14 protein-coding genes are annotated in these 13,542 nt (G+C 63.3%); 9 read left to right on the top strand and 5 right to left on the bottom strand.

Annotation, left to right across the window (positions count from 1 at the left end; translation table 11 throughout):
- The first annotated feature begins 46 nt into the window (after positions 1-46).
- Both C6A77_RS00845 and C6A77_RS00850 read left to right on the top strand, forming a co-directional pair.
- Positions 47-472 (top strand): OsmC family protein, encoded by a 426-nt coding sequence (locus tag C6A77_RS00845; RefSeq protein WP_114167615.1) that lies wholly within the window; start codon positions 47-49, stop codon positions 470-472.
- Between the two features lie 73 nt (positions 473-545).
- The gene (locus C6A77_RS00850; protein ID WP_114167616.1) at positions 546-779 is read left to right on the top strand and encodes a DUF1161 domain-containing protein; all 234 of its coding nucleotides are present in this window, start codon (positions 546-548) and stop codon (positions 777-779) included.
- Positions 780-806: 27 nt separating this feature from the next.
- On the opposite strand, the gene C6A77_RS00855 is transcribed toward C6A77_RS00850, so the two are convergent.
- Both C6A77_RS00855 and C6A77_RS00860 read right to left on the bottom strand, forming a co-directional pair.
- Positions 807-1,220 (bottom strand): hypothetical protein, encoded by a 414-nt coding sequence (locus tag C6A77_RS00855; RefSeq protein WP_114167617.1) that lies wholly within the window; start codon positions 1,218-1,220, stop codon positions 807-809.
- A 55-nt stretch (positions 1,221-1,275) separates the two neighbouring features.
- A complete protein-coding gene (locus C6A77_RS00860; protein WP_114167618.1) occupies positions 1,276-1,689 on the bottom strand; it encodes a hypothetical protein in 414 nt (137 codons plus the stop codon).
- Between the two features lie 68 nt (positions 1,690-1,757).
- Between C6A77_RS00860 and C6A77_RS00865 the strand changes: the two genes are divergently transcribed.
- Positions 1,758-2,849: an aminopeptidase gene (locus C6A77_RS00865; RefSeq protein ID WP_114167619.1), complete on the top strand. Its 1,092-nt coding sequence runs from the start codon at positions 1,758-1,760 to the stop codon at positions 2,847-2,849.
- A gap of 132 nt (positions 2,850-2,981) precedes the next feature.
- Here C6A77_RS00865 and C6A77_RS00870 read toward each other — a convergent pair whose 3' ends face one another.
- Both C6A77_RS00870 and C6A77_RS00875 read right to left on the bottom strand, forming a co-directional pair.
- On the bottom strand, positions 2,982-3,632 hold the full coding sequence (locus C6A77_RS00870) for an HAD family hydrolase (protein WP_114167620.1): 651 nt from the start codon (positions 3,630-3,632) through the stop codon (positions 2,982-2,984).
- A 121-nt stretch (positions 3,633-3,753) separates the two neighbouring features.
- Entirely contained in the window at positions 3,754-4,302 is a 549-nt protein-coding gene (locus tag C6A77_RS00875) for a gamma carbonic anhydrase family protein (protein WP_114167621.1), read from the bottom strand.
- Positions 4,303-4,368: 66 nt separating this feature from the next.
- Here C6A77_RS00875 and prlC point away from each other — a divergent pair, with 66 nt between their 5' ends.
- From prlC to C6A77_RS00905, 6 genes are all read left to right on the top strand, one after another.
- The gene (prlC, locus tag C6A77_RS00880; RefSeq protein ID WP_114167622.1) at positions 4,369-6,456 is read left to right on the top strand and encodes an oligopeptidase A; all 2,088 of its coding nucleotides are present in this window, start codon (positions 4,369-4,371) and stop codon (positions 6,454-6,456) included.
- Positions 6,453-6,734 (top strand): YheV family putative zinc ribbon protein, encoded by a 282-nt coding sequence (locus C6A77_RS00885; protein ID WP_114167623.1) that lies wholly within the window; start codon positions 6,453-6,455, stop codon positions 6,732-6,734. The genes prlC and C6A77_RS00885 overlap by 4 nt, the downstream gene beginning before the upstream one ends.
- Before the next feature lie 110 nt (positions 6,735-6,844).
- On the top strand, positions 6,845-8,839 hold the full coding sequence (locus tag C6A77_RS00890; RefSeq protein ID WP_114167624.1) for a M3 family metallopeptidase: 1,995 nt from the start codon (positions 6,845-6,847) through the stop codon (positions 8,837-8,839).
- 76 nt (positions 8,840-8,915) lie between these two features.
- Positions 8,916-9,974 (top strand): PA0069 family radical SAM protein, encoded by a 1,059-nt coding sequence (locus C6A77_RS00895; protein ID WP_114167625.1) that lies wholly within the window; start codon positions 8,916-8,918, stop codon positions 9,972-9,974.
- A 335-nt stretch (positions 9,975-10,309) separates the two neighbouring features.
- The gene (locus C6A77_RS00900) at positions 10,310-11,029 is read left to right on the top strand and encodes a carbonic anhydrase (protein WP_114167626.1); all 720 of its coding nucleotides are present in this window, start codon (positions 10,310-10,312) and stop codon (positions 11,027-11,029) included.
- A gap of 191 nt (positions 11,030-11,220) precedes the next feature.
- Positions 11,221-12,753 (top strand): SulP family inorganic anion transporter, encoded by a 1,533-nt coding sequence (locus C6A77_RS00905; RefSeq protein ID WP_114167627.1) that lies wholly within the window; start codon positions 11,221-11,223, stop codon positions 12,751-12,753.
- 135 nt (positions 12,754-12,888) lie between these two features.
- Here C6A77_RS00905 and C6A77_RS00915 read toward each other — a convergent pair whose 3' ends face one another.
- Positions 12,889-13,530, bottom strand: a complete 642-nt coding sequence (locus tag C6A77_RS00915) for a hypothetical protein (RefSeq protein ID WP_114167628.1) — start codon at positions 13,528-13,530, stop codon at positions 12,889-12,891.
- Positions 13,531-13,542: the final 12 nt, after the last annotated feature.

The raw sequence follows: 13,542 nt of genomic DNA on the forward strand, positions 1-13,542 counted from the left end.
TGGGCCTCTGAACCGTAGGTAAGCAACTCAGTGACCAGGAGGCATCATGAAAAAGACAGCATCGGCGATCTGGCAAGGCGGGCTGAAGGACGGCAAAGGCCTGCTTTCCACGGAAAGCGGCGCGCTCAAGCAGAACCCCTACGGCTTCAATACCCGTTTCGAGGGTTCGCCCGGAACCAACCCGGAAGAGCTGATTGGCGCAGCGCACGCCGGCTGCTTCTCGATGGCGCTGTCGATGATGCTGGGCGAGGCGGGGCTCACCCCGGACCGGATCGACACGGCTGCCGAAGTCACCCTCGACAAACAGCCTGACGGCTTTGCCATTACCGCCGTGCACCTGGTGCTCAGGGCCAAGGTACCCGGGGCAAGCGAGGCGCAGTTCCTGGAGATCGCCAACAAGGCCAAGGCCGGGTGCCCGGTGTCCAAGGTGCTGAACGCGAAGATCAGCCTGGATGCCGCGCTGGTAGGTTGAAGCCGTGCAACGAGGGTAGTTTGCTGTAGTCTGAACAGCGTCGGCAGCATGCTGCCCCTTCAGGAGCCGTTTCATGATTCGCGTAGCAATCGCCGTGCTGGCTTCCCTGGTCGCCACCTCTGCGCTGGCGGCAGTCAAGCCGTGCGAGGAGCTCAAGACCGAGATCGAGGCCAAGATCCAGGCTCAGGGGGTTACCTCCTACACCCTGGAGATCGTGCCCAACAGCGAGGTCAAGGACCCCAACATGGTGGTCGGGACCTGCGATGGTGGGACCAGGAAGATCATTTACCAGAAAAATGATCGGTAGCGCCCGGGGCCGCTTTGCGGCCCCGGCTCATGGAATGCAGAACACTTCGCTAGGCTCGTTGACCACTACCTTGCGGCTGCTGTCGTACAGCAGCACCTGCGGCTCCATCACCGGGGCCCGTGCTTCCAGGCGATAGCGTTCACCGGCCTTGAAGTCGTCGAAGCGTACGGTCAGGTAGCAGGTTCGGTCCCTGGGGTTGATGGCCATGCCGCCCGAATAGATTTCATAATCGAAACGCACGACCAGTTCGTGCTTGCCAGGGGTCACCTGGAAGTAGCGGCCATCATCCAGGCGCTTGCCGTCGAGGCGGTCGGCCATGATCACCCGGCCCGGGGTCATGGTGTACAGATCGACCCAGGCCTGCTTGGGGTCGACCGGCGGCAAGGGGCTGGCGCAGGCCCCCAGTGTACTGAGGGCGATCAGCATCATGGGTTGGCGCATGGCAAGACTCCCGCTTGCAATCTACACGCTACAAGCATAGCGCCGTTTGTGCCGTTCAGGTGCGTTGGCAGCCTGCTGGCAGGCCTTGGCCAACGAGTTTCTGCTGGTAGTCATAGAGTTTGATCCAGGGGCGGAAACCAATGCTGCCGGCCTGCAACTGGTAGCGCTGCCCGGCGCTGAAATCCTTGAAGGTCAGCTTGACCTGGCAATCACGCCACAGCGGCTCATCGACCGGGCCGATGTTGCTGGGGGTAACCGGGAACTGATAACGCACCGTCAACTCGTGGCTGCCGGGCTGTACTTCGAAATAGCGGCTGTCGGCCCAGTCGCGTTCGTCTACCTGCATGGCGTGCAGCGAGGTGTTGTCATAGGGCGTGAGGTCGATCCAGGCCTGGTTCGGGTCTGGGTCCGGCAAGGTCGAACAGGCGGATATCAGCAACAGTGAGCTGGTGACCAACAGTGCACGCATGGCGAAACGTCCCCTTGGCGAGATAGTCTTGGAGTGAATCGGCCTTTGAGCGAGTCAGACAGTCCCGGATGCTTCGACTTATTCTTTTTCAGCGCTCAGGCCCTGGGCCACTCGACCGCGTTTTCACTCGGTTGGTTCCCCTGCTGGCGGTGCTCCTGCTGAACGGTTGTAGCAGCGCGGCCTATTACGGGCAGCTGGCCGAGGGCCAGTGGCAGCTGCTGCGTGCGCGCCAGCCGGTGGCGCAGGTAATGGCTGACCCGGCCACGTCCGCGCAACTGCGCGCGCGCCTGCAACATGCCGAGCAGGCCCGGGTATTTGCCAGCCAACAGCTGAAGCTGCCGGACAACCGCAGCTATCGGGTATACGCCAACCTCGGCCGGCCCTACGTGGTCTGGAATGTATTCGCCACCCCCGAGCTGTCGTTGCAGCCGGTGACCCACTGCTTCCCGATTGCCGGGTGCGTGGCCTATCGCGGCTATTACCGGCAAGGCGCAGCGCGTGGTGCGGCGGCGGTGATGCGTCAGCAGGGTATGGATGTGTACGTGGGTGGCGTGGAGGCCTATTCGACGCTGGGCTGGTTCGACGACCCGATCCTGTCGTCGATGGTTGGCTGGGGCGATGAGCGCCTGGCCACGTTGATCTTCCATGAGCTGGCCCATCAGCGCTGCTATGTGCAGGATGACACCGAGTTCAACGAATCGTTTGCCTCCTTCGTCGAGCAGGAAGGTACACGGCAATGGCGCGTGGCGCGCGGGCTTGCTGCGGCCGGTGGGGGCCAGGGGCCGCAGCGTGACCAGTTCATCCGGCTGGTGCTGACCAGCCGTGAGCGGTTGCAGGCGATTTATGCCGGGCCGCTGGACGATGCGCACAAGCGGATGGCCAAGCAGGCGGAGTTCGAGCGTTTGAGACGGGAATACCGGCAACTGCGCGATGGCCAGTGGCAGGGCGACAAGCGATACGACGCCTGGATGTACGGGCCGATGAACAATGCCAAGTTGTTGCCGTTCGGGCTGTATGACCAGTGGGTACCGGCATTTGCGGCATTGTTCCGGGAGGTTGCTGGGGACTGGGCGCGGTTTTATGAGCGGGTCGAGCAGCTGGGGCGGTTGCCGATCGAAGAAAGGAAGGCGGCGTTGCAGCGGTTGATGGACAGCCAGTGAGATTTTGGGGCCGCTTTGCGGCCCATCGTCGGCAAGCCAACTCCCACCCCGACCGCCCCGATTTCAAGTCATGTGCGGTACCTGTGGGAGCTGGCTTGCCGGCGATGGGCTGCAAAGCAGCCCCAATGGCCATCAAGCCTTGAGAAATGCCTGATGCAGCTCGGCCAAGGTAGCAAAGTGGTAGGCCGGCTCTTCCGCCAGCAATTCTTCCTGGCTCCCAAAGCCATACCCTACCGCCACTGCCTGCACCCCGTTGCTGCGCGCCCCGATCAGGTCATGCTTGCGGTCACCGATCATCAGCGTCTGCGCCGGGTCCAGCCCTTCTTCTCCCAGCAGGTGGCGAATAAGCTCGACCTTGTTGGTGCGCGTGCCGTCCAGTTCGCTGCCGTAGATCACCTTGAAATGGTGGTCGAAGGCAAAGTGCCGGGCAATCTCGCGGGCGAACTCCCAAGGCTTGGAAGTGGCAATGTACAGCGTGCGACCTTGCCCGTTCAGGGCAGCGAGCAGCTCCGGCACACCATCGAACAGCAGGTTTTCGTACAGGCCGGTGACGCGGAAGCGCTCCCGGTAGAAGTTCACCGCTTCCCAGGCCTTGGCTTCATCGAAGCTGTAGAACTGCATGAAGGCCTGCAGCAGCGGCGGGCCGATGAAGTGCTCGAGGCGGGCCAGGTCCGGTTCGTCGATGCCCAGCTTGCCCAGGGCGTACTGGATCGAGCGGGTAATGCCCAGGCGGGGGTCGGTCAGGGTGCCGTCGAGGTCGAACAGGATGTTTTGCTGGTGCATGTACGGGGTTCCACATGAGTGTTGCGTGGTCTTCTTCGCGGGCTCGCCCGCTCCCAAGGGGATATCACCGGGCCTGGAGCTGGCGCCGTACCTGTGGGAGCGGTTTTACCCGCGAATACGGTCATTCAGGTTGATCGTAGCCTTCGGCCAGATGCTGGTCCTTGAGCTTCACATAGTTGCCGGCGCTGTAGGAAAAGAACGCGCGTTCCTGGTCGTTGAGCAACCGGGCCTGTTTCACCGGGCTGCCCATGTACAGGTAGCCACTGACCAGGCGCTTGCCCGGCGGTACCAGGCTGCCGGCGCCAATGATCACTTCATCCTCGACGATCGCGCCGTCCATGATGGTGCTGCCCATGCCGACCAGGATGCGGTTGCCCAGGGTGCAGCCATGCAGCATCACCTTGTGGCCGATGGTTACCTCGTCGCCGATGATCAGCGGGAAGCCGTCCGGGTTGAACGGACCTGCATGGGTGATGTGCAGCACGCTGCCATCCTGCACGCTGGTGCGTGCGCCGATGCGGATGCGGTGCATGTCGCCGCGTACCACGGTCAACGGCCAGACCGAGCTGTCTTCGCCAATTTCCACATCTCCCAGGACCACCGCCGAACGGTCGACGAACGCCCTGGGGCCAACTTTCGGAGTGTGTTGCTGGAAGCTTCGAATGGCCATGATAGCGTCTCTCATCTGTGCCGATAGGCAGGCTGCCTGCTGCGGTCGGCGTCGATTGTAATTAAGATGGGGCAGTGTTTCTTCTGCCAAGGTATCCAAACCGTGAGTGCGAACAACCCGCTTCTGCAGCCCTACGATCTGCCGCCCTTCTCGCAAATCCGTGCTGAACACGTGTTGCCGGCGATCGAAGCGATCCTGGCCGACAACCGTAAAGCCATTGCCGAGATCCTTGAAAAGCACGGCAAGAACCCGACCTGGGCCAGCCTGGTGCTGGCCATGGACGAACTGAACGATCGCCTGGGCGCAGCCTGGAGCCCGGTCAGCCACCTCAATGCGGTGTGCAACAGCCCGGAGCTGCGCGAGGCCTACGAGTCATGCCTGCCGGCGCTGAGCGCCTACTCTACCGAACTGGGCCAGAACCGTGCGCTGTTCGAAGCCTACCAGGCGCTGATCGACAGCCCGGAGGCCGCCGGCTTCGATGTGGCGCAAAAGACTATCCTCGAGCACGCCCTGCGTGACTTCCGCCTGTCGGGTATCGACCTGCCGGCAGATAAACAGCAACGCTACGCCGAAGTGCAAAGCAAGCTCAGCGAACTGGGCAGCCGCTTCTCCAACCAGCTGCTCGACGCCACCCAGGCCTGGACCAAGCACGTTACCGACGAAGCCGCGCTGGCCGGCCTGACCGATTCGGCCAAGACGCAGATGGCCGCCGCTGCCCAGGCCAAGGGCCTCGACGGCTGGCTGATCACCCTCGAGTTCCCCAGCTACTACGCGGTCATGACCTATGCCAGCGACCGCGCCCTGCGCGAGGAGCTGTACGCAGCCTACTGCACCCGTGCCTCGGACCAGGGCCCGAATGCCGGCCAGTTCGACAACGGCCCGGTGATGCAGGAAATCCTCGGCTTGCGCCAGGAACTGGCCGAGCTGCTGGGTTACAAGAACTACGCCGAGCTGAGCCTGGCCACCAAGATGGCCGAGTCCAGCGACCAGGTGCTGAGCTTCCTGCGTGATCTGGCCAAGCGTTCCAGGCCGTTCGCCGCCCAGGACCTGCAGCAGCTCAAGGCTTATGCCGCCGAGCAGGGCTGCCCCGAGCTGGCCAGCTGGGACGCCGGCTACTTCGGCGAGAAGCTGCGCGAGCAGCGCTACAGCGTGTCGCAGGAAGCCTTGCGCGCCTATTTCCCGATCGACAAGGTGCTCGGCGGCCTGTTCACCATCGTGCAGCGCCTGTACGGCATCGAAATCGCCGAACTCAAGGGCTTCGACAGCTGGCATCCGGATGTACGCCTGTTCGAAATCAAGGAAAACGGCCAGCACATCGGGCGCTTTTTCTTCGACCTGTATGCCCGCGCCAACAAGCGTGGCGGCGCCTGGATGGATGGCGCACGCGACCGTCGCCGCACCGCCGCCGGCCAGCTGCAGAGCCCGGTGGCCAACCTGGTGTGCAATTTCACCCCGGCCGCGCCCGGCAAGCCGGCGCTGCTGACCCATGATGAGGTGACCACGCTGTTCCACGAGTTCGGTCACGGCCTGCACCACATGCTGACCCGTATCGAGCATGCCGGGGTTTCCGGCATCAACGGCGTGGCCTGGGACGCGGTCGAACTGCCCAGCCAGTTCATGGAAAACTGGTGCTGGGAGCCGGAAGGCCTGGCCCTGATATCCGGCCATTACGAAACCGGTGCGGCCCTGCCCCAGGACCTGCTGGACAAGATGCTGGCGGCGAAGAACTTCCAATCGGGCATGATGATGGTGCGTCAGCTGGAGTTCTCGCTGTTCGACTTCGAGCTGCACGCCAGCCATGGCGACGGGCGCAGCGTGCTGCAGGTACTCGAAAGCGTGCGTGACGAGGTTTCGGTCATGCGTCCACCGGCGTACAACCGCTTCCCCAACAGCTTCGCGCACATCTTTGCGGGCGGTTACGCCGCGGGCTACTACAGCTACAAATGGGCCGAAGTGCTGTCGGCCGACGCCTTCTCGCGCTTCGAGGAAGAAGGCGTGCTCAATGCCGAGACCGGGCGCGCCTTCCGTGAAGCGATCCTGGCCCGGGGTGGTTCGCGCGAGCCGATGGAGCTGTTCGTCGACTTCCGTGGCCGTGAACCTTCCATCGATGCGTTGCTGCGCCACAGTGGCCTGAGCGAGGCCGCTGCGGCATGAGTGAGGGAGCCGTGAACAAGACCAAGAAACGCTTCATTGCCGGGGCGGTATGCCCGGCATGCAGCGAAACCGACAAGCTGATGATGTGGAACGAAGACGGTGTACCGCACCGCGAGTGCGTGGCCTGCGGGTTTACCGATACCCTCAACGAGCAAGGCTTGTCGGTGCCCAAGGAACTCGGTACCCGGGTCAACCAGCCGGCAGCGAAGGCCGCGCCGGCCCAGGTGCAGACCGTGCAGTTCTTTCCTAACCCGAAGCTGAAGAAACCGGCTGAGTAAAGCCGTTGTGCTACCCGGGCGCGGTGCCCGGGTGGTAGATAGTCAGGCCACGCTCTGCCAGTGGGCCATGCAAGCTCGCCCGCTCTTTCCCAAGAGCAAGGTGTTGCGCCATGGACAACCCGCTTCTGCAAAATAGCCATACCCCCGTCGATTACCCATCGATCACCCTTCAAAACATGCAAGCTGCCTTCGATCACGCGCTGTTGGCGCATGAACAAGGCATCCTGCGCATCATCCGCGACCAGCAGGCCATGCCGACCTGGGATGACATGGTGCTGGCAGTGGACGGGCTGGATGCCCAGCTGCTGGCGGTGTTGTACGCTGCTTCGCCATTGCTTGGCCGGGATGATAGCTGGGCCAATGCCATCATCGATTTCTTCGGCAAGGCCACGGAACGCTTCGACCGCAAGTTCGCCAACTCCGCCTTGCAGGCCCTTTACGAGCGGCTGGCCAACAGCGCGATCGGCAAGCAACTGGATGCCCAGAAGCGCGCCACCCTGCGTTGGCACCTGGACAAGTTCAACGCCAACGGGGCGTTGCTCGACGCCGCCGGCAAGCTGCGCCTGGCAGAGCTGCAGGCGCAGATCGGCAAGGCCCGCGATGCCTTCCGCCACAACGTCAGCCGGCCAGGGCTGAGCGTCACCGACGAAGCCGAGCTGAGCGGCATTCCTCAGCGGGTGCGCGACGAATGGGCGGCACGAGCTCAGGAAGCAGGCGCCTCGGGGTGGCTGATCGCCTGTGAAAGCGTTGCCACCGAAGATGTGCTCAAACATGCCGCGAGCCGGCCGCTACGTGAGCGCGTGTATCGCGCCTATCACGCCCGCGGTGTCAGTGACGACCCAACCCAGGACAATCGCGTGCACTTGCAGCAGTTGGCGAAATGGCTTGAAGAAAAAGCCCGACTGCTCGGCTTTGCCAGCCATCTGGAGCAGAGCCTGCATACCAAGAGTGCAGGCTCGGTTGCCCAGGTGCGCAGTTTTCTTCACGACCTGGCTGACCAGCTGCGCCCTGCCATGCTGCAGTGGCGCGCCCAGGTCGAGCGGCAGGCCAGTGCCGCCGGCCTGGGCAAGGTGCAACCCTGGGATATCGCCTATCTGCAGGCGGCAACGAGCACCGGGATTTCCACCGAAGCGTTGCGCGAGTACTTCCCGCTGAATGCTGTGGTCATCGCGTTGCAGCAGTTGGCGGAACAGCTGCTGGGGCTGGAGTTGCGGGCCAGGCCGCTGCCTGTCTGGCACGCGAGCGTGCAGCCTTTCGAAGTGTGGCAGGACAATGCCTTCATTGGTTTTCTGTACCTGGACGCGGTCCAGCATGACGGCAAACAGCCTGAGTCGGTGTTCACCACCTACATGCGCAACCGCCGGGTCGATGCCGAAGGGATCTACCAGGCTGCTTCGGTGGTGATTTACAGCGATGTGCCGCCAGTGCTGCCAGGTGACCAGCCGTTACTGGACCACCTGGCACTGCGCAAACTGTTTCATGAGTTTGGCCATGCCCTGCACCATTTGCTGGTGCGCACCACCAACCATGTGGCGTCCAACGTTACCGAGCTGGGCACCGATGGCGTGGAATTGGTCGGTAAGCTGTTCGAACGTTGGGTCTGGGACGCAGATTACCTGGTGGCGATTTCGGCGCAGCAGCGCGATGGCAGCCAGCTGACCCGGGCACGGGCCGATGAGTGCCTGCGCCGCTTGCGCCAGCAAAGCGTAGAGGAAGCCGCGCGCGATCTGAGCCTGGCGTTGTTCGACCTCGACCTGCATGGCTCGCCGGACGATGGCCGGTCCCTGGAGCAGCGCCTGAGTGATGCCCGTGAGCGCTGTGGCTACTGGCCGCTGGCCGATTTCGAGCACCCGGCGCATGCCTTCGACCACCTGGTGAACGGATACGATGCCGGCTATTACGCCTACCTGTGGTCGGATGTATACGCCTTCGACCTGTTCACCCGCTTCGCGGCTGAAGGCTTGTTGAACCGGGGCACTGGCCGGGCGTTGCAAGAAACGTTGTTTGCCCCAGGGGCATCGCGCCCGTTGCACCAAGGCATGGAAGCGTTCCTTGGCCGGCAGCCGAGCCAGGCGCCCTACCTGCACTGGCATGGCTTGAAGTGAAGGCACGCTGACCGGAGGTGCTGGAAAGATCATCGAACGCGCGATACTGTATATGAATACAGTATACGGGTGGCTCATGATTCCTCCAGCACCGCAAAAGGGCCGTGGCACGGCGCACAATCCGCACAATCGCTTCGCCGCCAACCATTCGCTGGCCGAGGATGACGGCTGGTACCAGGAAGTGCCGCAAACCCAGGGCACCGAGGTGCGGGCCGAGACGGCCAAGTCGGTGATCAGCCGCAACACCTCGCCCGACCTGCCCTTCGACCGTTCGATCAACCCCTACCGTGGCTGCGAGCATGGCTGCATCTACTGCTACGCCCGGCCATCCCACGCCTACTGGGACCTTTCCCCAGGCCTGGACTTCGAGACCAAACTGATCGCCAAGACCAACGCCGCCGAAGTGCTGGCTGAGCAACTGAGCAAACCCGGCTACGTCTGCGCGCCGATCAATCTCGGCGCCAATACCGACCCTTACCAGCCGATCGAGCGTGAGCAACTGCTGACCCGGCGCCTGCTTGAAGTGCTGCTGCGCTTTCGCCACCCGGTGACCATCGTCACCAAGGGCTCGCTGGTGTTGCGCGACCTCGACCTGCTGGCCGAAATGGCGCGCCAGCGCCTGGCGCGGGTGATGATCAGCCTGACCACGCTGGACGATGACCTGAAACGGGTGCTGGAGCCGCGTGCGGCGTCGCCCAAGGCGCGCTTGCGGGCGATCCGCGTGCTGCGCGAGGCAGGGGTGCCGGTCGGGGTGTTGTGTGCGCCGATGATTCCGATGATCAACGACAGTGAACTGGAGCACCTGCTGCAGGCGGCCAGGGAGGCGGGTGCGCAAAGCGCGGCCTACATGATGCTGCGCCTGCCGCTGGAAGTGGCGCCGTTGTTCGAGCAATGGCTGCACGACCATTACCCGCAGCGGGCCGCGCATGTGTTGAGCCTGATCCGCCAGAGCCGCGGTGGTGAACTGTATGACAGCCGCTTCGGCGCGCGCATGCGCGGTGAAGGGGTGTTTGCCGAGTTGCTGGCGCAGCGGTTTGCCAAGGCCATGAAGCGGCTGGACTTCGAAGGAAGGGAAGCGCAGGCGCTGGATTGCTCGGCATTCTGCCCACCGGGTGGGCAGATGGCGTTGTTCTGATCGCGTAATGGTGACGCGGCTCTTGTGGGAGCGGGCATGCCCGCTCCCACGGGGCTATGCTCTGCTAACAACACAACTAATGACAGCCAATAATCACGCTAATACATATTGGCAATTGATGTTTTTTTGCTATTATCCAGTTCCCGCCTTCCCCATCTGGAACATGCGTTCTAGAGCCTTCGAATTAAGTTTCAGTTAAGTTTTCCCCGCTAGCGTAGGCAACCAGTCCACGAAGACTGTGATCTATGGCCCGTGCGCGTCATCTAAAACCCTGCATAGCCAGAATCTTTCACCGGTAAAATGGATTTACCAACACACCGTCAAGAGGATGAATCATGCCCGTCAAGGACCCATCCAAGGTCGTACCGCAGGTCCCCGCGGAGAGCGCCGATGCCGCCCTGAAGCACATCGTCGACGGCTTCCTGCGTTTTCACCATGACGTTTTCCCCGAGCAGCAACAGCTGTTCAAGAAGCTCGCCACCGCGCAAACCCCGCGTGCCATGTTCATTACCTGCGCCGACTCGCGCATCGTCCCCGAGCTGATCACCCAGAGCTCGCCGGGCGACCTGTTCGTCACCCGTAACGTCGGTAACGTGGTACCGCCGTATGGCCAGATGAACGGCGGCGTTTCCAGCGCCATCGAGTACGCCGTGCTGGCGTTGAAAGTGCATCACATCATCGTCTGCGGCCACTCCGACTGCGGCGCCATGCGTGCGGTGCTCAACCCGCAATCGCTGACCAAGATGCCGACCGTTTCCGCCTGGTTGCGCCACGCCGAAGTGGCCCGCACGGTGGTCGAGAACAACTGCTCGTGCGGTAGCGAGCACGAAACGATGCAGGTGCTGACCAAGGAAAACGTCATCGCCCAGCTGCATCACTTGCGCACCCACCCTTCGGTGGCTTCGCGCCTGGCAGCCGGTGAGCTGTTCATTCATGGCTGGGTCTACGACATCGAGACCAGCAAGATCGAAGCCTACGACGCCGCCAGCGACAGCTTCCTGCCCCTGGCCGCTGGCGAACCCGTTCCCTGCGCCACTCCGAGAGGCCGCTACTAAGCGACCCGTCCACCCGCTGAAACCTTGATAGCCGGCTGCACCCTGTAGGGGTGTGGCGCGGCCTTCGGCTGCCCTGAATTCCCTGACTGCCTGCCGGCGCGCCCGCTGGCGGCCCGCGCCTGCGCGCTCGTCGGGGTCAAACGTGCCCATGGCCAGAGGAATGGCTGTGTGACTAAGAAAGGAGAAACACGGTGAACATTACACAGTTGAAAGCGGCCCTGCCGCGCGAGTTGCTGGCGTCGGTAGTGGTCTTTCTGGTGGCCCTGCCGTTGTGCATGGGCATTGCGATCGCCTCGGGCATGCCGCCGGCCAAAGGCCTGATTACCGGCATTATCGGCGGCGTCGTCGTGGGTTTCCTCGCCGGTTCGCCGTTGCAGGTCAGCGGCCCGGCCGCCGGCCTGGCGGTACTGGTGTTCGAACTGGTGCGCCAGCATGGCATGGCCATGCTCGGGCCGATCCTGCTGTTGGCCGGCCTGCTGCAGTTGTTGGCCGGGCGCATGCGCCTGGGCTGCTGGTTCCGGGTTACCGCGCCGGCAGTGGTGTACGGCATGCTGGCGGGGATAGGTGTTTTGATCGTGTTGTCCCAGGTGCACGTGATGTTCGACACCGCGCCGCAGCCGTCCGGCCTGCAGAACCTGCTGGAATTCCCCGGCACGGTGATGGCGGCCCTGCCGCAGGAAAGCACGGGTTCGGGTTGGCAGGCGGGTGCGCTGGGCCTGGGCACCATTGCCATCATGTGGCTTTGGGAGCGCCTGCGCCCGCAGCGCTTGCGTTTCGTCCCGGGCGCCCTGCTGGGGGTGGCGACGATGACGGCTGTGAGCATGTGGCTGGCCTTGCCGGTAAACCGCGTGCAGGTGCCGGCGGACCTGTCCGAGGCGATCGACTGGATTCGCCCGGCTGACCTGATGCAACTGGCCGACCCTGCCCTGCTGGTCGCCGCGTTTGCCCTGGCTTTCATCGCCAGTGCCGAAACCTTGTTGTCAGCGGCAGCGGTTGACCGCATGCACAGCGGCCAGCGCTCGGATTTCGACCGCGAGCTGTCGGCCCAGGGCATCGGCAACATGCTGTGCGGGATACTGGGCGCGTTGCCGATGACCGGGGTGATCGTGCGTAGCTCGGCCAACGTCCAGGCCGGCGCGCAGACCCGGGCTTCGGCGATCTTCCATGGCTTGTGGCTGCTGGCGTTCGTGGTGGCGCTGAGCAGCGTGCTGCAGCAGATCCCGGTGGCCAGCCTGGCGGGTGTGCTGGTGTTCACCGGGATCAAGCTGGTGGACTTCAAGGCATTTCGCGGCCTGGGCCGCTATGGCCGGATGCCGATGTTCACCTACGCCGCGACGGCCTTGGCGATCATCTTTACCGACCTGCTGACCGGCGTGCTGCTGGGCTTTGCCCTGACCTTGCTGAAGCTGGCGTTCAAGGCGGCGCGGTTGAAGATCAACCTGGTCAGCCTGGAGCAGGCTGGGCACATGGAACTGCGGCTGAGCGGCGCGGCCACCTTCCTCAAGGTGCCGGCGCTGACCCAGGTGCTCGGCACCGTGCCGGCGGGGACCACCCTGCATGTGCCGCTCGGCAACCTCAGCTATATCGACCACTCCTGCCTTGAGTTGCTTGAAGACTGGAGCCGCAGCAATTCGGCCAATGGGTCGCGGTTGTTGATCGAGCAGCGGCGGTTGAAACGGCGGATCGAGGGGCGGTTGCGGACTACGGCGGGGGTCGGAGTCTGAAGCTGAAAGCCTGTATCGCCTGAACTGGCCTCTTCGCGGGTAAACCCGCTCCCACAGGTACTGCGCAGGCTTTGAACCCTGTGCAGTACCTGTGGGAGCGGGTTTACCCGCGAAGAGGCCGGAACAACAAATGGGTCAGGCCGGCTGCCCCAGCTCGACCCCCAGCTGCCGCGACAGGCACGGCCAGCGCTTCCAGGCCGCGCCGGTTTCCGGGCTGCTCAGCTTTTCGCGGTAGGCTTCCACCGATTCCACCGCAAAGCTCTCATCATTGAGCATCTCGTCCACCGAGTGATGCACCACTTCGTCCAGCTGGTTGGCAAAGCTCTCGCCAATCAACTGGTGGGCAATCAGGTTGGCAACGGTGGTGTCGACCGGGATCAGCGGCTGCTGGAAGTGGCGGATGTACAGGTCGTTCACCTCTTCCACCAGGCGGTGCGCCAGGTAGGCTTCATCCAGCAGACAGTCCAGGCCGACATGCCCTTGCATCACGCTGGGCGGCTGCAGGAAGTAGGCCTCGGCGATTTTCAGTACCGGTTTGATCTGGGATTCGATCCCGGCCTCGCGGGCGGCTTCGTGAGCGGCCTCGAGCAATTCCGGAACCTGGTCGATGTAGGCGCTGACGAAACGCACCAAAGTACCCTGGGCGTCCTGCTCAGGCAGTTGGATCGAGGGGTGCAGATGGGGCAGTTGCAGCTCGAGACGCGCTTTCAATTGGCCGGTCTGGCCTTCGTGTTGATGGGCTTGGCTTACCTGCTCGCGTACAGCAGCGATGTTCATGACAACTCCAGG

It is taken from the genome of Pseudomonas sp. AFG_SD02_1510_Pfu_092 (assembly GCF_003331055.1).
Taxonomy (GTDB): Bacteria; Pseudomonadota; Gammaproteobacteria; order Pseudomonadales; family Pseudomonadaceae; genus Aquipseudomonas.